General features: G+C 65.4%; 18 protein-coding genes. 8 read left to right on the top strand and 10 right to left on the bottom strand.

The window, feature by feature from the left end:
• The first annotated feature begins 90 nt into the window (after positions 1-90).
• The 3 genes from ACEN9H_RS17785 to ACEN9H_RS17775 all read left to right on the top strand — a co-directional run bounded on the left by ACEN9H_RS17785 (position 91) and on the right by ACEN9H_RS17775 (position 4,228).
• Positions 91-1,056, top strand: a complete 966-nt coding sequence (locus tag ACEN9H_RS17785) for an MBL fold metallo-hydrolase (protein ID WP_413671471.1) — start codon at positions 91-93, stop codon at positions 1,054-1,056.
• Between the two features lie 263 nt (positions 1,057-1,319).
• On the top strand, positions 1,320-3,662 hold the full coding sequence (locus ACEN9H_RS17780) for a family 43 glycosylhydrolase (RefSeq protein WP_371769535.1): 2,343 nt from the start codon (positions 1,320-1,322) through the stop codon (positions 3,660-3,662).
• A gap of 11 nt (positions 3,663-3,673) precedes the next feature.
• On the top strand, positions 3,674-4,228 hold the full coding sequence (locus tag ACEN9H_RS17775) for a PEP-CTERM sorting domain-containing protein (protein WP_413671470.1): 555 nt from the start codon (positions 3,674-3,676) through the stop codon (positions 4,226-4,228).
• A 5-nt stretch (positions 4,229-4,233) separates the two neighbouring features.
• Here ACEN9H_RS17775 and ACEN9H_RS17770 read toward each other — a convergent pair whose 3' ends face one another.
• Positions 4,234-4,962: a siderophore-interacting protein gene (locus ACEN9H_RS17770; RefSeq protein ID WP_413671469.1), complete on the bottom strand. Its 729-nt coding sequence runs from the start codon at positions 4,960-4,962 to the stop codon at positions 4,234-4,236.
• An 88-nt stretch (positions 4,963-5,050) separates the two neighbouring features.
• Between ACEN9H_RS17770 and ACEN9H_RS17765 the strand changes: the two genes are divergently transcribed.
• Complete coding sequence (locus ACEN9H_RS17765) at positions 5,051-5,470, top strand: MarR family winged helix-turn-helix transcriptional regulator (RefSeq protein WP_413671468.1); 420 nt, start codon at positions 5,051-5,053, stop codon at positions 5,468-5,470.
• Here the strand turns inward: ACEN9H_RS17765 and ACEN9H_RS17760 are convergent.
• Together ACEN9H_RS17760 and ACEN9H_RS17755 are read right to left on the bottom strand one after the other, a co-directional pair.
• Positions 5,467-6,531 carry an oxidoreductase gene (locus ACEN9H_RS17760; protein ID WP_413671467.1) on the bottom strand — a complete coding sequence of 355 codons (1,065 nt, stop codon included), beginning with the start codon at positions 6,529-6,531 and terminating at the stop codon, positions 5,467-5,469. The two genes, ACEN9H_RS17765 and ACEN9H_RS17760, sit on opposite strands and share 4 nt — an antisense overlap.
• Positions 6,532-6,553: 22 nt before the next feature.
• Complete coding sequence (locus tag ACEN9H_RS17755) at positions 6,554-7,768, bottom strand: ROK family protein (protein ID WP_413671466.1); 1,215 nt, start codon at positions 7,766-7,768, stop codon at positions 6,554-6,556.
• A 501-nt stretch (positions 7,769-8,269) separates the two neighbouring features.
• Between ACEN9H_RS17755 and ACEN9H_RS17750 the strand changes: the two genes are divergently transcribed.
• Positions 8,270-11,620 (top strand): TonB-dependent receptor, encoded by a 3,351-nt coding sequence (locus ACEN9H_RS17750; protein WP_413671465.1) that lies wholly within the window; start codon positions 8,270-8,272, stop codon positions 11,618-11,620.
• A gap of 784 nt (positions 11,621-12,404) precedes the next feature.
• A complete protein-coding gene (locus tag ACEN9H_RS17745) occupies positions 12,405-14,075 on the top strand; it encodes a TIM-barrel domain-containing protein (RefSeq protein WP_413671464.1) in 1,671 nt (556 codons plus the stop codon).
• 57 nt (positions 14,076-14,132) lie between these two features.
• Here the strand turns inward: ACEN9H_RS17745 and ACEN9H_RS17740 are convergent, their stop codons facing one another.
• The 6 genes from ACEN9H_RS17740 to ACEN9H_RS17715 form a co-directional block, all read right to left on the bottom strand.
• Positions 14,133-14,579, bottom strand: coding sequence for a DoxX family protein (locus tag ACEN9H_RS17740; RefSeq protein ID WP_413671463.1), 447 nt, complete (start codon positions 14,577-14,579; stop codon positions 14,133-14,135).
• Between the two features lie 11 nt (positions 14,580-14,590).
• Positions 14,591-15,349: a putative DNA-binding domain-containing protein gene (locus ACEN9H_RS17735; RefSeq protein ID WP_413671462.1), complete on the bottom strand. Its 759-nt coding sequence runs from the start codon at positions 15,347-15,349 to the stop codon at positions 14,591-14,593.
• Positions 15,346-16,182 carry a DUF692 domain-containing protein gene (locus ACEN9H_RS17730; protein WP_413671461.1) on the bottom strand — a complete coding sequence of 279 codons (837 nt, stop codon included), beginning with the start codon at positions 16,180-16,182 and terminating at the stop codon, positions 15,346-15,348. The genes ACEN9H_RS17735 and ACEN9H_RS17730 overlap by 4 nt, the downstream gene beginning before the upstream one ends.
• Positions 16,183-16,243: 61 nt before the next feature.
• A complete protein-coding gene (locus tag ACEN9H_RS17725; RefSeq protein WP_056128887.1) occupies positions 16,244-16,519 on the bottom strand; it encodes a hypothetical protein in 276 nt (91 codons plus the stop codon).
• Positions 16,520-16,545: 26 nt separating this feature from the next.
• Positions 16,546-17,298 carry an alpha/beta hydrolase gene (locus ACEN9H_RS17720; protein ID WP_413671460.1) on the bottom strand — a complete coding sequence of 251 codons (753 nt, stop codon included), beginning with the start codon at positions 17,296-17,298 and terminating at the stop codon, positions 16,546-16,548.
• 15 nt (positions 17,299-17,313) lie between these two features.
• Positions 17,314-17,580 carry a DUF2282 domain-containing protein gene (locus ACEN9H_RS17715; protein ID WP_413671459.1) on the bottom strand — a complete coding sequence of 89 codons (267 nt, stop codon included), beginning with the start codon at positions 17,578-17,580 and terminating at the stop codon, positions 17,314-17,316.
• 570 nt (positions 17,581-18,150) lie between these two features.
• Between ACEN9H_RS17715 and ACEN9H_RS17710 the strand changes: the two genes are divergently transcribed.
• Positions 18,151-21,267, top strand: a complete 3,117-nt coding sequence (locus ACEN9H_RS17710) for a TonB-dependent receptor (RefSeq protein ID WP_413671458.1) — start codon at positions 18,151-18,153, stop codon at positions 21,265-21,267.
• A 117-nt stretch (positions 21,268-21,384) separates the two neighbouring features.
• On the opposite strand, the gene ACEN9H_RS17705 is transcribed toward ACEN9H_RS17710, so the two are convergent.
• Entirely contained in the window at positions 21,385-22,542 is a 1,158-nt protein-coding gene (locus ACEN9H_RS17705; protein WP_413671457.1) for an alkene reductase, read from the bottom strand.
• Between the two features lie 86 nt (positions 22,543-22,628).
• Here ACEN9H_RS17705 and ACEN9H_RS17700 point away from each other — a divergent pair, with 86 nt between their 5' ends.
• Entirely contained in the window at positions 22,629-23,006 is a 378-nt protein-coding gene (locus ACEN9H_RS17700; RefSeq protein ID WP_056128905.1) for a winged helix-turn-helix transcriptional regulator, read from the top strand.
• Positions 23,007-23,039 lie beyond the last annotated feature (33 nt).

Below are 23,039 nucleotides of genomic sequence, written 5' to 3'. Positions count from 1 at the left end.
GGCGGCGGCAACCCGGCTGCGACGAAACCGCCTTGGGGCCGACCGAAACGGGGCATAATCGGACCGAAACCACTGATTGGCCCATCCAGCATGGAATTCCAGTTCCTCGGCACCTCGTCCGGCACCCCGAGCAAGACCCGCAACGTGAGCGGCCTGGCCCTCCGGGGGCCGGGCGGGGGCTGGTCGCTCGTCGACTGCGGCGAAGGCACGCAGCACCGCATCCTGAATACGACGCTATCGCTGCACGACCTGCGCGCCATCTTCATCACCCACCTGCACGGCGACCACTGCTACGGCTTGCCCGGCCTGCTGGCCAGCGCCGGCATGCTGAACCGCACGGCCCCGCTGGCCCTCGTCGGCCCGCCGGCGCTGCGCACCTTCATCGGCGGCGTGATGGCGACGAGCGAACTGGGTCTGCCGTATCCGCTCGAATACATCGCCGTCGACGGCCTCGCCGGCGCGCCCGTCCTGCCCGACCTGGCCGTGGACGCCATCGCGCTGTCGCACCGGATGCCGTCCTGGGCGTACCGCTTCACGGAGCGCACGGTGGAGCGCAAGCTGGATGCGGCCCGCCTGCGCGCGGCCGGCATCGCGCCGGGCCCCGTCTGGGGCGCACTGCAGCAGGGCCTCGATGCCGTGCTGGACGACGGCCGCGTCCTGCATGCGGCCGACTGGCTGCTGGCGCCGCGCAAGGTGCGCACGGTCATCGTGGGCGGCGACAACGACGACCCGTCGCTGCTGCTGGAGGCGGCGCGCACGGCCGAGGTGCTGATCCACGAGGCGACCTACACGGAAGAGGTGCTAGTGAAAGTGGGGCCGGGGCCGATGCACAGCTCCGCGCTGCGGGTGGCGCGGATGGCGCAGGCGGCCCGGTTGCCGAACCTCGTGCTGACCCATTTCAGTCCCCGCTACCAGGACGGCGCAGGGCCGTTGTCGATGGGTGCGCTGGAGGCGGAGGCGCGCGGCGTGTACACGGGCAGCCTGTTCCTCGCGCGCGACTTCGACCGGTACGTGCTGGGCCGCGACGGCACGCTGGCCGCAAAATATTTTTTGTAAAACGCAAAAAAACCTGCGATATCTTTTTTGGTTTTCGAATCGATTCCATTCCAAAAAAAGTTATCGCGGATTCCCTCATCGATCATCATATTTTTTATTTGCGACCTTAAATCCGTTTTTTTGGAATCGCAGTTGTTTCTCTGCTGAAATCTGTAAATTATCCGGTCGAATCAGTGACTTAGATGCGCTGCCGACCCTGTTGCAAAGCATTTGAAAATGCCGCATTCTCCGTCCGCAACCATAATTATTAGACGGAGACTACAGTGAACAAACCCTTGTCCCTGGCGGGATTGGGCGCGCTATTCGCGTCCTGCTTCATCGCCGCCAATGCATTTGCCCAGGCGGGCGCCACGCTCCCCACGTTCCAGAACGCGTCCGTGCACGACCCGTCGGTGCTCAAGGCCGGCGACACGTTCTACGTGTTCGGCTCGCACCTCGCGTCGGCCAAGTCGAAGGACCTCATGAAGTGGACGCAGATGACGGACGGCGTCAGCGCCACCAATCCGCTGTTCCTGAACGGCTCGAAGAATGTCTACACGGAGCTGGCCGAGACCTTCGCATGGGCGAACACGACGACCCTGTGGGCGCCGGACGTGCGCCAGCTCGCGGACGGCAAGTACTATATGTACTACGACGCCTGCCAGGGCGACGCGCCCCGGTCCGCGCTGGGCATCGCCGTCGCGAACAGTCCGGAAGGCCCGTACGTCAACAAGGGCGTGATCCTGAAGTCGGGCATGTGGGGCCAGGCGAGCTACGACGGCACGGTCTACGACGCGCTGAAGCACCCGAACACCGTCGACCCGAACGTCTTCTTCGACAACGCGGGCAAGCTGTGGATGGTCTACGGCTCGTACTCGGGCGGCATCTTCATCATGCAGATGAACCCCGCCACCGGCTTCCCGTATCCGAACCAGGGCTACGGCAAGCGCCTCACGGGCGGCAACCACTCCCGCATCGAAGGCGCGTACATCATGTACAGCCCGGCCACGTCGTACTACTACCTGTTCACGTCGTTCGGCGGCCTCGATGCCAACGGCGGCTACAACATGCGCGTCGCGCGCTCGACCAATCCGGACGGTCCGTACTACGACGCCCAGGGCAATGCGATGGCGAACGTGAAGTCGGATCCGGGCAAGCCGCTGTTCGACGACGCGTCGATCGCGCCCTACGGCGTCAAGATGATGGGTAACTTCCTGTTCGAGCGCAAGCTGGGCGAGGCGGGTACCGGCATCGGCACGGGTTATGTCTCGGCGGGCCACAACTCGGCCTGGTACGACCCGGCGACCGGCAAGCACTTCCTGATCTTCCACACGCGCTTCCCGGAACGCGGCGAGCAGCACGAGGTGCGCGTGCACCAGATGTTCATGAACGCGGACGGCTGGCCCGTCGTGGCGCCGTACCGCTACGCGAACGAGACGGCGGCGACCGTGCGTCCGGAATTCGTGTTTGGCGACTACCTGTACGTCAACCACGGCAAGGACATCACGGCGACCATCAAGAAGTCGCAGCTGATCACGCTGAACGCCAACGGCAGCATCACCGGCGCAGTGACCGGCACGTGGCGCAGGATGGGCACCAACCAGGTGGAGATCAACCTGCCGGGCGCGTCGACGTACAAGGGCGTGCTGCTGACGCAGTGGGACGAGACGTCGAAGTCGTACGTGACGACGTTCACCGCGTCGTCGCGCGAAGGCGTGGCCATCTTCGGCAGCCGCCTGATCCCGCGCACCGACATGCAGGTCGCGACCGCCATCTACAATGAGCTGAGCCTCGGCGCCACGACCGCCGTCACGGGTAACCTCGCGTTGCCGACGAGCGCGGCCCGCAATGCCGTCATCAGCTGGACGTCGTCGAACCCGGCGGTGGTCAGCAACACGGGCGTCGTGACGACGCCGGCCAGCGGCGCCGTGAACGTCACGCTGACCGCGCGCATCACGAAGGGCACGGCCACCCTGACGAAGACGTTCACCGTCACCGTGCGCAAGCTGGGCGGTCTCGTCGCGTACTACGCCTTCGACGGCAATCTCGCGGATTCGAACGGCGCCTTCGCGGCTGGCTCGGTCAGCGGCGGCAAGATCGACACGGCGGGCGGCAGCCTGACGTACGGCGCCGGCATGCGCGGCAACGCGGCCGTGTTCGACGGCGCGACCGGCGTGCGCCTGCCGAACGGCCTGATCTCGTCGAACACGTACACCGTCGCGATGTGGCTGAAACCCGCGCAACTGACGGCGTTCACGACGACGTTCTTCGGCGCGCGCACGACGGATTCGTGGGTCAGCTTCCTGCCGATGGGGCATGGCGGCGTGGGCGGCGCGTCGATGCTGTGGTCGGGCGCCGCCTGGTACGACGCGGGACTGGGCATGAACATCCCCGTGAACCAGTGGTCGCACGTGGCGTTCACCGTCAACAATGGCGCCGTCAACGTGTACGTGAACGGCGTCAAGCGCTTCTCCGGCACGAACTTCCCGAACGTGTTCACGACGACGACCGGCACCTTCGCGCTGGGCGTGAATTACTGGGACACGCCGTACAAGGGCGCGATCGACGAACTGCGCATCTATAACGCGGCCCTGAGCGATGCCGAAGTCGCCGGCATCGCACACTGAAAGGGATGGACATGAAGAAGACGATCATCGGCCTGCTGGCCATGGCGACCTGCGCGCTGGCGCATGCGACGGTCATCCATTTCGACGACCTGTCGGGCGACGAGTCGTTGCCCATCGACGCCGGCTACGCGGGCTTCAACTGGGACAACATGGGGACCGTCAGCGCCGCCGCGTATCCGGGCAGCGGCTTCGAGGCGGGCGCCGTGTCGCAGTCGAACGTCGCCTATAACTGGTACGGCAACCCTGCGACGATCACGAAGGCGGACGGCAACGCGTGGGAGTACACGGGCGCGTGGTTCACGTCGGCGTGGGTCGACCAGGAGATCTCGTTCGAAGGCTGGCGCAACGGCCAGCTGCTGTTCGCGTCGAGCGCGTTCACGCTGGACACGACGACGCCGCGCTGGATCCAGCTCGACTGGGCCGGCATCGATACGCTCGTCGTCTACAACAGCAGCCCGACGGCGTGGGCGATGGACGAGTTCACGGTGCCGGAGCCGGGGTCGCTGGCCTTGATGGGGGTGTCGCTGGCCGGGTTGATGACGGCGCGGCGCCGGCGCAAAGCCTGACGTCGTTATTCGAGGTTCTCGTGGTGCTCGGCGACGCCCTGTTTCCAGTACGCCGACACCCGCGTCGCCTCGCGCGGCACGCCCTGTTGGTTCAGCACCTGGCGCACCCGCGCCATCATTGACGCTTCGCCGCCGCCCCACGCGAATCCGCGGCCGGGCGGCGGCGCGAGCGCCTGCAGATCGGCGACGAGCGCCTCCGGCGTATCGAACCAGCGCAGGTCCACGTCGGCGCCACTCCTCAACACGCGCCGGTCGGCCGGCGCCGCGTGCACGAGCACGATCGCCCGGCTCCCGCCCGGCAGTTCTTCCAGCCGCCGCGCGATGGCGGGGAGGGCGGTCGCGTCGCCCGTCAACAGGTGCCAGTCGAGTTCCAACGGCACGATCATCGAACCTTTCGGCCCGCCGACGAGGGCGCGCTGCCCCACCACCGCGTTGCGTGCCCAGTCGGACGCCTTGCCGTCGCCGTGCAGCGCGAACTCGATCGTGAGTTCCAGGGCTTCGCGGCTGAAGCGCCGTGGGGTATAGTCGCGCCTCACCTGTTCTCCGTCCGCGTCCGGGAACATGAACTTGACGTGGTCGTCGAACGACAAGGACGTGAAATCGGCCAGCGCGTCGCCCGTGAAGGTGATGGCGGCGAAGCCGTCGCCCAGGCGTTCGATGCGCGCCACGGTAAGGTCGCGCAGCTTGAGTTCGTGGCGTACGCGGCGGACGAAGGGGTCTGCAGAGTGCTGCATCGTTTCTCCGAATTAGTTGATAATGTCCCTCATTATGCGAACAATAGTTGATGAAGTCAACCAAAATCCCCCATCGCCCGCGCTCGAGGTGCTGGAACGCGTCCACGCGATCATGCACCTGTACCGTTCGGCCCAGCAGCGCAGCCTGCGCGCGGGGCCGCACGACCTGGCGCACATGGAGATCAAGGTACTGGGTTTCTTCGCGCGCCGGCCCGGTGCGACGCAGAGCGACCTCGCCGCGCATTCGGGACGCGACAAGGCGCAGCTGGCGCGCCTGATCCGCGGCCTGCGCGACCGCGGGCTGCTCGACGCGGCCGCGGACGAGACGGACAAGCGCAGCACGCGGCTGTCGCTGTCGGAGGCGGGCAAGGCGATGTTCGCGGCGCTGCACCGCCATGACGGCGCGCTGGCCGAGACGGCGCTGGAGGGGATTGCGGAGGCGGACCGCGCGACCCTGCTCGACTTGCTCGAGCGGGTGCGCGCGAACCTGGAGGCGGGGCAGGCTTAAGCCGGGATGTCGGACAGCAGCACTTCACGCCGTTCCGCCGCGCTGAGGCGGCCGGCATCCAGCAGGCGCATGACGGTCAATGCCTGGCGCGCCGGCACCGGGTTCGGCGCCTTGCCGAGCAGCGCGTCGCGGATGCCCGCGTAGTACGACGGGTACGCGCCGTTTTCGGTCGGCAGCGGCGCCGGCGTCACCTTGCCGTCGCGCTGAACGGCCAGCACGCCGGTTTCGGCGTCCACGCCCCACGCGGCCGCATCGCCGCTGGGCGTGCGGCCCGCGATCAGGTCCGCTTCCTGCGGGTCGAGGCTCTGCTTGACCCAGCTCCCGTTCAATCCATGCAGCGCCACGCGCGGGCGCGCGACGGCGGCCAGCATGCTGGCGCCGAGGTCCACGCGCAGGCCGTCCGCATAGCGCAGGCGCGCCTGGAACTGGTCTTCGCAGCGGCCGCCGGGACGCAGGACGGGCAGGTCGGCCTCGATGGCGAGCGGCTCGCCGAAATACAGCAGGGCTTCGTCGATCAGGTGCGGGCCCAGGTCCATCCAGATGCCGCCGCCGGCCTCCACCTCTTCCTTCCAGCGCGCCTGCGGCTGCGGGCGGAAGCGGTCGAAGTGCATCGCGGCGTGGCGGACCTGTCCCAGCGTGCCGCCGGCCAGCAGGCGCAGCGCGGTGCGCGTCGTGCTGTCCCAGCGGCGGTTGTGATAGACGCTCAGCAGCAAACCCTTGTCCTCGGCCAGGCGCACGAGTTCCGCGGCCTGCGCGGCGGTATCCGTGAACGGCTTGTCGACGACGACGTGCTTGCCGGCTTCCAGCGCGGCCTTCGCCAGCGGATAGTGCGTCACGTTCGGGCTGGCCAGCACGACGAGGGCGACGTCCGGATCGGCGAGGAGGGCGGCCGGCGCCGCATGGACGGCGACGGCGCCGAGGTCGGCGCGTACCTTGTCCGGATTGCGGCTGGAGACGGCGGCGATGGCGAGGCCCGGGGTCGTGCGCAGCAGCGGCGCGTGGAAGACCTGGCCGGCGAAGCCATAGCCGATGAGTCCAACATTGATCGTGTCAGCGGTCATTCTATTCCTTGTGATGGGGCGGTCAGTGCGGCAGCGCGAGTCCGGCCGGACGGGTGGCCGTAGCGCGGCCGGTCTCGCGCTCGATGCGCAGCACGTCGAGCGGACGCGTGACGCGGTAGCGCGCGAGCGCGGCGGCGCCCACGGCGACGGCCTGGGCGCCGAAGTGCGAGGTGCGGATGTCGGGCGGCGACAGCATGGCGGCGTGCGCGTACGCGGCCAGCACGTGCCGTGCGGGTTCGATGAAGGTGTCGCCCAATTGCAGCGCGGGGCCGCCGATGACGATCGCCATCGGGTCGAAGCCGGCCCACAGGTTGTTCAGCAGGATGCCGAGCTGGCGGCCGGCCGCGTCCACGGCGGCGCAGGTCGCCGGGTCGCCGTCGGCCACGCGCCGGAACAGGTTTTCCAGCGCCGGATGGCTGGGACGTTCGCGGCCCAGCAGCGAGCCGAGGCCGATCAGCGCGTCGGCGCAGCCGCGCCGGCCGCACTGGCACAGCGGGCCGCCGGCCTGCAGGATCGCGTGGCCCACCTCGCCGGCATAGCCGTGCAGGCCCGTCAGCAGGCGGTCGTTGACGATCACGCCGGCGCCCACGCCATACCCGATCGACAGGTAGATCAGCGGATCGGTGCCCGACTGGTCGGCGAATTCGAATTCGCCCAGCGCTGCCACGTTCGCCTCGTTCTGCATGTACAGCGGCAGCCCGTCCAGCGGCGAGCCGGCGACGTGCGTCTGCACGATGCCGGCCACGTCGATGTCGCGCCAGCCCAGGTGCGGCGCGTGGCGCAGCAGGCCCAGGGCCTCGTCGACGGCGCCGTGCAGGCCGATGCCCACGCCGAGCACGCGCCGCGGCTTGCCGTGGCCGGCAGGGCGGGCGAGCCGCTTCGCCAGTTTCACGAGCGCGAGCGCAACGAGGCGGATGCAGGAGGCGGGATCGGCCGGGTCTTCGTACGTGAGGATGCGCGTGTCGAGCACTTCGCCCAGCAGGTTCGTCGCGACGACGCGGGCCTCGTCCACGCCCAGGTCGGCGCCCAGCAGGGCGAGCCGCGCCGGGTCCAGGTGCAGGGGCGTGGCGCGCCGGCCCACTTCGCCCGTCACGAGCAGTTCGCTTTCCGTGAGCCAGCCTTCGTCGACCAGTTCGCGCACGAGGAGGCTGATCGTGGATTTCGTCAACCCCAGCACATCGGCCAGCGCCGCGCGCGACAGTCCAGGCTGGATGCTGACCTGGCGAACCAGTGCCATGCGATTCAGTTGCTTGAGGAGTTGCTGGTCACCGGTAACGGGCATGGGTGGGAAAAATCAAGTGGGTTGTGATGATTATGCAACAGATTGGAAAATTTTGTTGGTCATGCATTATGCATAATCATAACCCCCGCGCTGTCGGCTGGTGAAAAGTATAACGGGATGGGCTTTGTAGCGGTTCCGAACGAAGTGATTGATTTATTTATGAAATCGATTTCTTGAGCAAAAACCGGACACGGTCGTACGTATGTTACGTAATACATCATTCTCACGAATAACCACCGTCCAAACCGGTGCGCGGACGCCTCCGAAGCGTGCAAACTTTGGTTCGACCGATTGACCAATGGAAGTAATGTTCTTAATCTTAAATAAATGATGTCCGCTATCAGTGACCAAAGAGTCAATCCATGAAGCGGATACGCCAGGAGTAGTACCACCACCACCACGGACGTCGCCGCCCAGCGGGCGGGGCGTTTTTTTCGAGAGACGAGAGGAGACACAGTGCTGCACACCAAGAGGGTCTTTACCCACCACCTGAACACCAGGCACCGCCTGATCAGCCTCGCCGTTGCGAGCGCCTGCGCCGCCCTGGTTGCACCGGCATTCGCACAGGACGCGAGCAATGGTGCTTCCAATGGCATCGCATCGCCCAACGACCCGGCCGTCACCGCGCCGGTGCAGGGCGTCGCGACGAACACAGTCGTCGTGAAGGGTATCCGCGCCAGCATGCAGTCCACGCTGAACCTGAAGCGTAACTCCGATGGTATCGTCGACGGCATCGTCGCCGACGACATCGGCAAATTCCCCGACACCAACCTCGCCGAATCGCTGCAGCGCATTTCCGGCGTGTCCATCGACCGTTCGCGCGGCGAGGGCGCCAACGTCACCGTGCGCGGCGTCGGCCCCGACCTGAACGTCGTGCTGCTGAACGGCCGCCAGATGCCGACCGCCAGCCTGGCCGACCAGGCCGGCCGCGCATTCGACTTTTCGAACCTCGCTTCGGAAGCCGTGTCGCAGATCCAGGTGTACAAGAGCGCACGCGCCGACACGCCCCCGGGCGGCATCGGCGCCACGCTGAACATCATGACCGGCCGTCCGCTCGATCTGGGCAACCAGGCCAGCATCGGCGTCAAGGCCGTGTACGACAAGTCGAACAACAACCTGCCGTCCATCGACGCCGGCAAGAAGGTCACGCCGGAAGTCTCGGGCCTGTACAGCACCACGTGGAACGACGGCATGTTCGGCCTTGCGGTCACGGGCAGCTACCAGTCGCGCAACCTGGGCGTGAACCAGGCGGCCATCACCAACGGCTGGCTCGGCCCGTACCAGGGCAACACCGTCAGCGACGACCCGGGTCCGATCCCCGCGAACGGCGCCGGCGTGACGAATCCGCCGAAGGCGTCCGACATCTACCTGACGCCGCAGAACCTGTCGTACTTCGTGCGCGGCTCGCAGCGCCAGCGTACCAACGGCCAGCTGACGTTCCAGTTCCGCCCGGTCAAGGAACTGACGACCACGCTGGACTACACGTACGCGCAGAACAAGATCCAGACCAAGTACCACGAACTGTCGGTCTGGTTCAATCACCCGCTGAACGCCCAGACCAGCAGCTGGACCAACGGCCCGCTCGCGTCGCCGATCTATTATGAAGAGCAGGTGAAGAACCAGGACTTGGCGATGAACGGCGGTGACTTCGCCACCAAGTCGACCCTGGACTCGATCGGCTTCAACACGCAGTGGCGCGCCTCGCCGGCCCTGCGCCTGTCGCTGGACATGCACCACTCGCAGGCCAAGGCCGAGAAGGACAGCCCGTTCGGTTCGAACAACGACCTCGCGACCGTCACCTTCAGCCGCAACACGACCGGCGTCGACTTCTCGCAGGAGATGCCGATCCTCGTCATCCCGGGCGGCGCCAACTACCAGGCCTCGCCGAACCAGGTGTCCGGTTCGTGGTTCCAGGATGGCCTGAACAAGATGAAGATCGACCAGATCCAGGCCGGCGGTAGCCTGAAGCTGTTCCAATCGTCGAACCTGAACTTCGGCCTGTCGCACACGAAGGTCAACAACCACTCCGTGTTCCAGCAGGTGCAGCGCGACACGTGGGCGGGCGGCACGTCGAACAACGCGGGCGTCGACTATGACCAGAGCCTGTGGCATGCCGACTCCATCAGCCAGTACTTCAGCAAGCTGGGTGGTTCGGGCGATCCGCGCATGTACAACCAGTTCATGCTGTTCGACTTCGCCAAGGTGCGCGACAACGCGATCAAGGTCACGGGCGACCAGGCCGGCTACACCCCGAGCCTCGCGAACCCGAGTTTCGACCGCACCACGATCGAGAAGACCAAGGCGTTGTACATGCAGTTCAACACCGACTGGGATACCGCGCTGCCGATGCACACCGGTATCGGCTTCCGCTACGAGAAGACCGACGTCGCCTCGACCGGCCTCGCCAAGCTGCCGGTCGGCGTGCGCTGGATCTCGCAGAACGAACTGCCGGTGGACTTCGGCAGCCAGGTCTTCCAGACCCAGCACGGCAACTACAGCAACTTCCTGCCGACCGTGGACTGGGACATGGACCTGCGTTCCGACCTGAAGGTGCGCGCGAGCTACGGCGTGTCGATCGGCCGCCCGCGCTACGACCAGATTCAGGGCGGCACCACGTACAGCTCGACGGCGGGCGTGACGGGCGTGACGGGCAGCAGCGGCAACCCGGCGCTGACGCCGGTGAAGTCGAAGAACCTGGACCTGTCGGCCGAGTGGTACTACACGAAGCAGAGCATGGTGTCGCTGGGCCTGTTCCACAAGGACCTGTCCGACTACGCGGGCCAGACCGTCGTCACGTCGCCGTCGCCGACGGCGCTGACGCCGGTGGGCGGCGCCTACTGGAAGTCCGCGATCGCGTCGGGCTGCGTGGCGACCGACACGACGTGCATGCGCGACTACATCCTGAAGAACTACAACGGCCAGCCGGGCGTGACGTCGACGGGCATCAACGGGGAAGGGCACTACACCGGCACGATCACCGGCGTGCAGGGCGACCCGGCGCTGCCGTACCAGATCACGACGTACATCAACCAGAAGAAGGCCTCGCTGAAGGGTGCGGAAGTCAACTGGCAGCACATGTTCAGCAACGGCCTGGGCTTCCAGGCGAACTACACGTACGTGAAGTCGGACCTCAAGTACGACAACCTGGGCACGGGTAACCAGTTCGCGCTGGTCGGCCTGTCGAACTCCGCCAACCTGGTCGGTATCTACGAGGACGACAAGTGGTCGGTGCGCCTGGCCTACAACTGGCGCGGCGAGTTCCTGGCGAACGTGGCCGACAACGGCAAGCCGAACCCGCAATACGTCGAGCCGTATGGCCAGACCGACCTGTCGATCGGCTACAACGTCAACAAGAACCTGTCCGTGTCGCTCGAGGCGATCAACCTGAACGACTCGACCCAGCGCACGCACGGCCGCAGCGACCAGCAGGTGCTGCAGGTCACGACCGGCGGCCCGCGCCGCCAAGGCGAGCATGCTGCTGCTGCTGTTCGAGCAGGCCGAGCTGCTCGTCACCTGCTGCGCCTGCTCGATCGAAGGCTGGTCTCGGCAAGGCCCTCGCCGCTGGTCGAACTGGCCGAGCTACGACGGCCGACCAGTCGATACTTCGATCAATACCTGGCGCTGGCTGGTCGACCACGAGATCTGCTGTTCCCGCCGCATGGTGCTGCCCGCCTGCACCGGCGTGATGGGAACAGCCTGCAGGCGACCTTGCTCTCCGCGCGAGCTGATCCAGTCCAGCTGAAATGTTTAACTGAACTGTTTGATGGGTATGCAGAAAATTTGCTGAGCTTCCTGGGTATGTTTTAGTGACAGTATGACTAAGCACAAGGATAATAGTAATAAGTTCAACAATACAGCACAAGCCTGCAAAAGTTTATAGATGTCTAAACACAGCAGAAGGATGCAACAGACATTCAGAATGAGAAGCCCAATATCATGGTGCTATCATGAGAACAAGGCCTGGATACCCCTCATGAGGAGACTTGATAGACGACATCAAAATTGCATTGACAGCAATACGAAAGCTGAAACACAAATCAGTGATACTCTGCTGTCAAGGACACCCCGGGACGCACGAAACAAAGGTTGCAGTGGCATCGGAACATTGTCCATGCAATGATCATGCCGACAAGGACTATTCCAGGCCTGGACACAACGTAGCAGCACCAGATAATGGAGAACGCCATTGCAATAGACGACACATGCCCTCACTCTGTCAAGATCGCACGGGGATGTGCAGGACCACGGGTGCATGCTGGAGCCAAGCTGGAAGACTACAAGTCATGGTTGGGTGGGTTGCAGTCAAGATCTGGGTATATGGATCTGAGATGCAGGGCGAGATGGGGCTGCTGGAGATTACCCCTCACAGGGGAAGACCCACCAGCCAGGGGACGCAAAGCCAGGAAGGCTGCCCAGATTGGAGGACATTACAAGGGAATGGAACGAGACCTGACGGGTCCCCACCTGTGTGGCTGCACGCTCATATCACAGCACATCAGGTGCATGACGGCAACACCAAGACCCACCTGAAAAGCAAACCATGTGTCACCAGACACACTGTGGGATGGGACCCGTTTATCACACAGCCATCATGGGTATCCATGGGCACGAGCTGCAGTTCATCCACATGAGCGCAGCTGGCCTGGCCATTCCATGGCAGACCACCGACGAGATCTACTCGGGCTACGCGCGCCTGACCGGCAAGACGCCGATCCCGCCGAAGGCCGCGTTCGGCCTGATCCAGTCGAAGGCGCGTTACGACAGCCAGCAGGAAGTGCTGCGCGTCGCGAACACCTATCGCCAGAAAAAATACCCGCTCGACGTGATGGTCGTCGACTGGTTCTACTGGACCCGCATGGGCCAGATGGACATCAACCCGGCCGAGTTCCCGGACCCGGACGGCATGAACAAGCAGCTGCACGACATGGGCATGCAGTCGATCATCTCGATCTGGCCGCGCTATGAAACGGCGGGCCGCTACTTCAACGAGCTGGATGCGAAGGGCTATCTGCTCAAGGACAAGGACGGCAAGACCGTCGACGGCCTGCCGTTCCGTTCGGACCGCACCGGTGGCCTGATCGACGCGACCAATCCGAAAGCACGCCAGTGGTTCTGGGAGAAATCGCGCGACAACATCCTGTCGCACGGCTTCGACTACCCGTGGCTCGACGAGACCGAACCGGACCTCGTCCCGGACGGCTACTTCTACTCGATCGGCTCGGGCGACCGTTACCACAACCTGTTCCCGCTGCTGCACGTGGAAGGCTTCGCCGACAACATGCGCACGTGGAAGCCGAACAAGCGCGTGCTGATCCTGTCGCGCGCCGCCTATCTCGGCTCGCAGCGTACGGGCGCGCTGTTCTGGTCCTCGGACGTGAACGCGACGTGGGAAGCGCTGCAGCGCCAGATCCCGACGGGCCTGAACATGACGGCGTCCGGCATCGCGCTGTGGGGTAACGACATCGGCGGCTGGCAGGGCATCCCGGGCAAGAGCGACGGCACCAAGCCGCCGCTGCTCGATCCGTCGGATGCGCGCGACGTCGTCGGCCAGAACGACGACTATCCGGAGCTGCTGACCCGTTGGTTCCAGTACGGTACGTTCCTGCCCACGCTGCGCCTGCATGGCCAGCACAAGCACACGGACATCTGGTCCTTCGGCAAGCAGGCGGAAACCATCCTGGCCCGCTACGATACGCTGCGCTACCAGCTGATCCCGTACATCTACAGCCAGGCCAAGTTCACGCACGACACGGGCGCACCGTTCATGCGCGCCCTGTGGATGGACTTCCCGAACGACCCGAACGTCGCCAACATCGGCACGCAATACATGTTCGGCCCGGCGTTCCTGGTGGCGCCGGTGACGGAGCAGGGCCAGACGGAGAAGAACGTCTATCTGCCGGCAGGCACCGACTGGTACAACTTCTGGACCGACGAGAAGCTCGCCGGCGGCCAGTGGGTCAAGGTCGCCGCACCGATCTCGCAGATCCCGGTGTTCGTGAAAGCCGGTTCGATCGTCCCGCTCGGCACCGAGATCCAGTCGACCGCGACGAAGCAGGGCATCGCTTCGGTCAAGGTCTACCCGGGCCGCGACGCAACCTTCGACCTGTATGACGACGACGGCGTGTCGTACGATTACGAGAAGGGCAAGGGCACGACGACCCGTCTGCAGTGGAACGACGGTGCCGGCAAGCTCGAGGCCCGTGGCGGCGATGCGAACCTGGCGAAAAACCTGCCGTCGCTCATGAAAGTCGTCGGCAAGTAATCGCGGTACGCATGGTGGGCACGTTTCATTCGAGGCCCTCGGCCTCGAATGCCCACCCTACGGCCGCGTCGGATGCGTAGGGCGGGCTCCCCGAGCCCGCCAATTCCCAGTTACCCGGTCCAGCGACCAATTCCCACCTCCTTGCGCCACCAGCGGCAACAGCAGCGCCGCCCAGCTCAAATGCGTCGGCCACGCATCCGGATACACGAAGATCTCGATGACGGCCGTCATCCCCAGCAGCCCCAGTGCCGCGCCCCGCGTGCACAGTCCCAGCACGAGCAGCAGCGGAAACACGTGTTCGGCCGCCGCCGCCATCTGCGCCGCCAGTTCGGGCGGAATCAGCGGCAGCGCATATTCGGACCGGAACAGTTCGTACGTCGAGTCCTTGATCGTGAACAGGCCTTGCACCTTCGTGCGCCCCGACAGGAAGAAGATCGCCGCGACGGCCACGCGGTCGAGCAGCAGCAGCGTGGCGTCGGGCAGCAGGCGGGCAGTATTCAGCATGGTGGTTCCTTTCATGATTGACGGATGCCGCTCACGCGCGTGAGCAGCTCGTTGCCGATCCACTCGGCGAGCAGCGCGCCGGCCCTGGCGATGCCGTCGTCCGCGCCGAGGCGCTCGACGAGCCGCGTGCACAGCGCGCCGAAGCTCCCTTCGGCGCGGGCGAACTGCAGCGCTTCGAAATCCGCAGCCGCGAGCACGCGCAGGCGCGCGACGTGGCCGCGGCGCCAGACGATCGCGCCTGCGGGCGCGGGCAGCATCGCCGCCTCGGGCGCCTCGATGCCGTCCTGCAGCGCGGACCAGATGTCGGCCGCGTTGGTCGTCAGCCGCGCCATGTGCAGCGACGGCGCGAAGCCCAGGCGCGCGCGGTCCCAGTCGGCGTGCGCGAGGCGGGCCGGATCCAGCGGCGCGGCGTCGCGCGCGACGAAAGCCGTCGCCAGCGACCACTCGATCCACGCCAGTTCGTGCAGGTCCGGGTTGTCCGGGAAGACGGTGCGCAGCGTCGCCTCGACACCGGCGCCGTAGGCATCCAGCGTCCACGCGCGCGGCGGGTTGCGCTGGATATGCACGGCCGCCGCGTGCCGGAACGCGGCGTCGCCGATGAACGTGCGGAGAATCGGATAGGTCGCTTCCAGGCAGCCCATCAGCTGGACGCGGTAGTTGTTCTGGTAGACGTCGAGGCCGCGCCGATCGGCGGCCAGGCGGTGCGCGCAGGCCATGTCGGCCGTCGTCAGCCAGCGGCGGAAGTCGCGCTGCATCATGTTCAAATTCATGCCGCCTCCCTGAGCCCGAGGCGCCGCGCGAGCGCCAGTTCGGCCAGCAGCTCGGACAGCGGCGGGATGTCGGCATCGCGCTCGATCATCGTCGCGACGGGGCCGCAGCGCGCGACGGCGTGCGCGTAGAGGGCCCACACGCCATCGGGCACCGGCTGGTCGTGCGTGTCGATCAGCAGCCCGTCGCCCTGGCTGTGGCCCGCGAGGTGGACCTGGCGCACGTGCTGCGCGGGGATGCCGTCGAGATAAGCGAACGGATCGAAACCGTGATTCGCGGCGCTGACGTACACGTTGTTCACGTCCAGCAGCAGGCCGCAACCCGTGCGCTCGCACATGCGCGCGAGGAACTCCCATTCCGTCATGGGCGCGCCGGCAAAGGCGAGATAACTGGACGGATTCTCGAACAGCAGCGCGCGGCCCAGCGCGTCCTGGGCGCGGGCGATGTTCGTGCAGACGACGTCGAGGGCTTCGTCCGTGTACGGCAGCGGCAGCAGGTCGTGCGAGTTGAAACGGCCGATGCGCGACCACGAGAGGTGATCCGACACATACAGGGGGTCGACTGCGGCGACGAGCGCCTTCAGGCGCACGAGGTAGTCGCGGCGCAGGCCGTCGGCGGAACCGATCGACATCGACACGCCGTGCAGCGCCACCGGATGCCGTTCGCGCACGCGGCGCAGGATGTCGAGCGGCTTGCCGCCGGCCACCATGAAGTTTTCGGAGATGACTTCGACGAAGTCGACGGGGACGTGCGTCTCGAGGAAGTCGCGGTAGTGTTCGCGCCGCAGGCCGAGGCCGTAGCCGGCGAACGTCGGTGGGGAGGGATGGGCTGGCATGGCTCGCTCATTGTCGAAAGTGATACGTCGCCCCCGCCTGCGCGGGGGCGACGTCGTGCTGTCATTCCTTCTCGGTCAGCGTGCCGCCGAGCGCCTTGCATTCCGTCGGCGTCTTGACGATCACGCCCTGGCCCTTGCACTGGTTCAGGCCCTTGCAATCGTTCTTCGCCGTGGCGCACAGGCTTTCGCCCTTGCAGCCGTTGACGCCGTAGCAGCGGCCCGGCTGTTCCTTGCCGTTGTCCGCTGCGTGCGACGGGTTGGCGATGCCGAGCGTGGCGATGGCGAGGAGGGCGGCGGCGCCGGCCAGGCCGACGCGGTTCGTACGTTGTGCTTTCATGGTGTTCTCCTTGTGGTGTGGGTGAATCAAAGGGTGTCGCGGGCGGCCCGTTCGATGACCTGGGCCACGTCCTCGGGACGCGACATGTGGACGGCGTGGCTGCCCCGGATCTCGACGATCTGCGCCCTGGCGCGGCGGTACATCATGCGTTGCGTGTCCGGTGCGAGGATGCGGTCTTCCGTCGCGACGACGGCGTAGCTGGGCTTCGCGTGCCACACCGCCGCGGAACTGGGCGTGCCGAGGAACGCGAGGCCGACGGGCGTCTGCGACGCAGCCAGGAAGTTGGCGCGGTTGGGCGTCAGGTCGGCCGCGAAGTCGTCATGGAAGCGTGCGCGGTCGGCCCAGTGGTAGCCGGCGAAATCGGCCTCGATCGGCGCCGGCATGCCGTCCGGGCCGCGCAGCAGCTGCAGGGGACTTTCGCCCACTTCGGGCGCCAGCGCCGCAACGTACACGAGGGCCTTCACCTTCGCGCCGCCGCCGGCGTTGCCGATCACGGCGCCGCCGATCCCGTTGCCGACGAGGACCACGTTGCCGAACTGCTGGAACAGCACGCGGCGGGCGATGGCGACGTCGCCCTCGAACGTCGCGTGCGCGGCCGGCACGACGGTCACGTGGTAGCCCTTCTGGCTCAGGATGTCGTGGACGACGTGCCAGCCGGAGGCATCGATGAACTCGCCGGGCACGATCACGATGTTCTTCGTGGCTGCGGCAGCCGGATCGGCGGCCAGCGCGGGCAGGGCGAACGCACCGGCGGCCATGGCGGCAACGAGCGTTTTCATGGTCGCGTTCATCGCTTACTTGCGCGGCGCGAGGGAGCCGTAGCCCTGCGGCGTCTTGATGCTCGTGCACGTGCCTTTCTCGACGAGCATCCAGGCGTCGCCCTGGTAATCCTTCTTCGCCGTGCCGGCGCAGGAGGTGCCGGCGCCGGCCGCGCATTCGTTCTGGCCGGCGAGCGCCACGCCATAGCATTTCTCGGTCGGCTTCTTCGCTTCGGCGGCCTGGGCGCCGGCGCACAGGGTCAGGGCCAGCGTGGCGGCCAGCGCGGTGTGGGTCGTCTTCATCGGTCTCTCCTTCGGTTATTCGACGCGGCGCGTCGGTGAACGTCATGAGACCAGCCCGGTGTGTCGGGGGATTGTCCGTTGCATGTCCGGAAACCCCGGCAATGTGTCGACGCGGAATTACGACACATTCGGACACAAACCCGATGAGGCATGCAGCGCGAATAAGGTCAGACATCCTATGTGTTGTTATCGCATAACACCGCTAACACGATTTTTATGGTAGCGGATAGCAAATCTCAGAGGGAGCGCCCTCGTCTATGAAGCGAGGGATATGAATTCGAGTATCGATAGCGAAAAAAAATTTATTGGTTCGATGATATTTACTCAAGTATGGTACTTACATGTCAGACGTCGTACTTGAACAACAAGCTTTTTGGGTGTTTTCATCGATAGTCCGGCGCAGTTCCTGCCGTGGCCAAAAATGTTAGCGTTTAACATTTTGTGTTAGGGCGAGCGCAAAAAAATACCGAACAAGGAGAACCGTTACCGGAAAATGAACGCAGCACCGACCATCTCACTGCAAGACCAAAAAGGCCACAAGGCCGCTAGAGAAGAAGAGAGAGGAGACAAATGATGCACCACTGGAACAGCGCCGCTCGGCGCAAGGCGCCGTATTGCCGCAACGCGTTTGCACTGACCGTCCTGGCCGGCCTCGTGTCCAGCGCCTGGGCGCAGGACAACACCGAACTGAAGGCACAGGGCAGCGCCCCGACCGTTACCGTGACGGGCTACCGCAGCTCGCTGGCATTGTCCGCGCTGGAGAAGCGCGAGAACAACGGCCTCACCGACACCGTGTTCTCCGAGGACATGGGCAAATTCCCCGACCCGAACATCGCCGACGCGCTGTCGCGCGTGCCGGGCGTCACCGTGACCCGCGCGTCGATCGACGGCGAAGGCATGAACATCTCGATCCGCGGCATGGGTCCGGCGTTCACCCGCGTGCTGCTGAACGGCGCCCCGATGGCATCCGCTTCGGCCGGCAGCTGGGGCGGCAACATCAGCGCGAACCGCGAAGTGGACATGGACTTCCTGCCGTCCGAACTGTTCCGCAGCGCGACCGTGTACAAGAGCCAGCAGGCGGACATCAGCGAAGGCGGCGTGGCCGGTACCGTCAACATGCGCAGCGTGCGCCCGTTCGACAAGAACGGCTTCCGTTCGGCCTTCACGGCCAGCGGCAACTACCGCGACAAGGACGGCAAGTGGGGCAACACGGGCTCGGCCCTCGTCAGCAACACGTGGAACACGCGCTTCGGCAAGGTCGGCGCGCTGTTCGGCTTCGCCTGGGGTAACACGAAATACCATACCGACGTGTTCCAGACCGTCGACATGCGCACGTTTCGCCTGAATGCGGACCAGCGCAACGCCTCCGACCCGGCCTCGATCGGCGGCGACTACTTCAACAGCCCGACCACCGTCCCCAGCGGCATGGACCTGTCGTCCCTGCCGGCGTACGCGCAGGCCGTGCTGAAGCCGGGCGCGCCGATCGACCGCGCGATGCTGCTGGCGCTGAACCCGGGCGCGACGATTCAGCAGATCGACAACGGCCTGATGGGCCGCCTGCCGCGCTACCTGGTATACGACGGCGAGCGCCGCCGCCGCGGCGAGACGCTGAGCTTCCAGTGGCAGCCGAACGAGGACTGGATGGTCTACACGGACCTGATCTTCGCCCAGAAGGGCAACAAGATGCAGCAGGAAGACATGGCCGCCGGCATGCGCGCGAACACCCCGATCCCGATCGGCCTGACGTTCGACCGCAGCGACTGCTCGGCCTATTGCACGATCACGGGCGGCACGCTGGCGAATACCTTCTGGGGCCTGGAATTCCGCCCGATGAAGGAAAACACGCACTTCCGCAGCATCAATCCGGGCTTCGAGTGGCACGCGTCCGACCGCCTGACCATCGACGGCCACGTCAATTACACGGACAGCGAGTTCTACCGCGACATGCCGACCGTGCTGGTGGCGACGCAGTCGGCGCCGACCGTCGTCAAGTACGACAACACGACGCCCGGACAGATTCCGGTCATGTCCAGCAACATCGACATCAACGACCCGACCAAGTTCGGCTGGTACCAGGCGGGCCAGGGCCTGTCCGGCCTGCGCGGCGACGTCTACCAGCGCCGCAACACCACCAAGGGCTCGCGCCTGAACCTGAACTGGGGCGACGACACGTTCGCGATCAAGGTGGGCGGTTCGTTCGACGACATCACGCGCCGCTACACGGACTACGGCAACGCCGACCCGTGGATGAACTACACCTGCGGCAACCAGACCAGCTACCAGTTCATCCAGCCGAACACCGCGCTGCAGGGCCAGTGCGACGGCCGCTTCGCGCCGGGCGCGATCCCCGCCACCGCTTATCCGGGCTACGGCACCGGCTACACGCAGGGCCAGACGGCGCCGCTGACCTACCTGGGCTCCGTCGTCACGAACGGCGACCTGGCGAAGTACGTCCACAAGAGCGATCACGGCTTCATCACGGTCGACTGGGACAAATTTGCCAAGGACACCAACTACGAGAAATACCGTGAACTCTTCTTCGCCGCGCCGACGACCAACGGCGGCTACCTGCGCGAGAAGGTGACGGCGTTCTACGTCGAGACCAATGGCCGCTTCCCCGTGTTCGGCCGTACGCTGCGCTACAACGCCGGCGTGCGCTACGCGACGACGGAGCAGACGATCGGCGCCCCGGTCAGGACGGCCGACCCGCGCAACGCCGCCCAGGGGCTGCAAAACGGCGGCCGCTACCCGGACCTGCAGACGTGGGTGTACGAGACGACCAAGTACCACAACATCCTGCCGTCGTTCAACCTCTCGTACAACCTGACGAAGAACGTGATCGCCCGCCTGTCCGGCTCCAAGTCGCTCACGCGCGCCAACCCGGCGGACCTGCACCAGACCCAGCTCTCGATCGGCGACCAGGGCGTCAACCAGGGCAACGTGACGAACCCGAACCTGAAGCCGTTCAAGGCCAACAATCTGGACGCGGGCGTGGAATGGTATTTCAGCCGCGAGGGCTATGTCGCGCTGTCCGGCTTCGCCAAGGACATCGTGAGCCGCCCGGGCCAGCGCCAGATCGATTACCTGCTGTCCGACCTGGACAAGATCTACGGCACGGTGGGCCTGACGGACGCGCAGCAGGCGGCCGTGGACGCCGCCGGCGGTCGCGACAAGAAGCACGTGATCATCACCGAGCCGTACATGATCGACTCCAAGCTGAAGGTACGCGGCCTGGAATTCACGTGGCAGCAGCCGCTGGACATGCTGCCGGTAAAAGGCTTCGGCTTCACAGGCAACTTCACGTACACGAAGCAGAAGGATGAAGCCGCGGGCGCACCGCCGGTGGCCGGCGTCCCGCCGCGCACCAACAACCTGACCGTGTATTACGAGAAGGACGGCCTGAACCTGCGCGTGTCGCGCCAGTACCAGTCCAGCCTGATCAGCAACACGAACACGGGTCTGGGCAATGGCGTGTATGCGTATTCGACGGGGCGCTCGCAGGTCGACATGTCGGCCGGCATGAACCTGCAGAAGGTGTTCGGCTTCGGCTACAACGCGGACCTGACGGTCAGCGTCTGGAACCTGAACAACGCGAAGAGCCAGAACTACACGGCGTTCTCCAACGCGATCTTCGACGAGAACAAGCCGGGCCGCAGCTACACCATGTCCCTGCGCACCTCGTTCTGATCACTTAGTTGCGTCTCCCCGGGCCGTTTTGCTGGCGGTCCGGTATTCATGGAGCGGTCGTGTTTCCGGCCGCTCCTTTTTTTTGTCGCTGTTTCCGGCCCGCAGGCGGCGCGCCCGTCAGGCCGCGCGAGCGTCGCCGTCGGGCGTCGAGTAGACCGGGAAGTCCGTATATCCGGCTTCGCCACGGCGCGTGTAATAGACCGAGGGGTCCGCTTCGACCAGTGGCCAGCCGTGCCGCAGCCGTTCGGCCAGGTCGGGGTTCGCGATATAAGGCCGGCCGAAGGCGATCAGGTCGACGAGGCCGGTGTCGAGAGCACGTTGCGCACTGTCGCGGCCGTTGAAGCCGCCACACCAGATGATCGCACCCTTGAACTTCGTTCGCACTTCCGCAAGCAGGGCGTGATCGATGTGGCTGGCCTTGAACTCGGCGGTTTCCATATTCCCTTCGGGCATCAGCTCGTACACGAGATGCAGATAGGCGACGCCGCGGCGCCCCAACTGCTCGGCAACATGGATCAGGGTTTCCACCGCAAGAGGGTCCGTCGACATGGCGTTGAATGTTCCGAACGGGGACAGGCGCACGCCGACGCGTCCGGGGCCAAGCTCCCGTACCGCCGCCTCGACGACCTCCATCAGGAAACGGGTACGGTTGGCCGCGCTTCCGCCCCCATAGCGATCCGTACGGGTATTCAGTACCGAGTTCATGAATTGATCGAACAGGTAACCGTTGGCACCATGGATTTCGACCCCATCGAAGCCGGCGTCGCGGGCATGGGCGCATGCCTGGGCGAAGGTCGTCACCAGTTCCGCGATTTCATGGGTATGAAGCGCCCTGGGCGCGCCGGCCGGGACATGCCCCAGCCTTCCGTCCGGGCCGTGTGCGAAGACAGTCGCCTCAGCCCTTTCATCGGAGACGCCCAACGGCGCCTGCCCGTCCGGCATCAGCGACGGGTGCGCCATCCTGCCTACGTGCCATAACTGCAGGAAGATCGTGCCCGCTGCGCGGTGCACTTGTTCCGTCACCTTGCGCCAGCCCGCTCGCTGGGCTTCCGTGTAGATGCCGGGCGTCAGCGCGTAGCCGTTGCTCGATGGCGCAACGTCGGTCGCCTCGGTCACGAGCAGGCCGCCGCTTGCCCGTTGCGCGTAGTAGGCCGCCATGAGGTCGTTGGGAACATCGCCTTCGGACGCCCGCGTACGTGTCATGGGCGCCATCACGATCCGGTTCTTCAGCTGAACAGATCCGCCAAGCATAAAAGAGTCGAACAGGTCTATCATGGATTTCCTTCGGGTTGGTTCGGTCGAAAGAAAATCTTAATGTTCGATGGCCCCCGCGATCTACACACCAATCGGTCAGCAGAGAAATGAAGATCATGAAGCGATTGCCGGGCTTGCCGGTCGAGCGTGCGCTGGGTGTCCTCGCCGGACGCTGGAAAGCGGTGCTTTTGTATGTATTGTTGGACGGGCCGCAACGGACCCGTGATCTGGAGCGGCGTATCGTCGGGATATCGCAAAAGGTGCTGATCGAGCAGTTGCGCGCGCTGGAAGAACACGGGACGGTGACGCGACGGTCAAGTGCCGGGGACCCCCAGGGCGTCGAGTACCAGCTCACCCCGCTCGGCGCGAGTCTGAAGCCCGTCCTGGAATCGCTCATCGATTGGGGGACGTTTCACGCCACCGAGCTCGACGAAGCGGACAGGCTGCTGCCCTGCGCCGCCGTCGTGCGCCATCGCGCTGCCTGAAAGCCGCGCGCGACCGGAATGCGCCGCTCGCGC

The organism is Massilia cellulosiltytica (assembly GCF_047325105.1).
GTDB classification, from domain to species: Bacteria; Pseudomonadota; Gammaproteobacteria; order Burkholderiales; family Burkholderiaceae_D; genus Telluria; species Telluria orientalis.
Note: the sequence above shows the minus strand (reverse complement) of the source record. Positions and strands in the feature narration are given on the sequence as shown.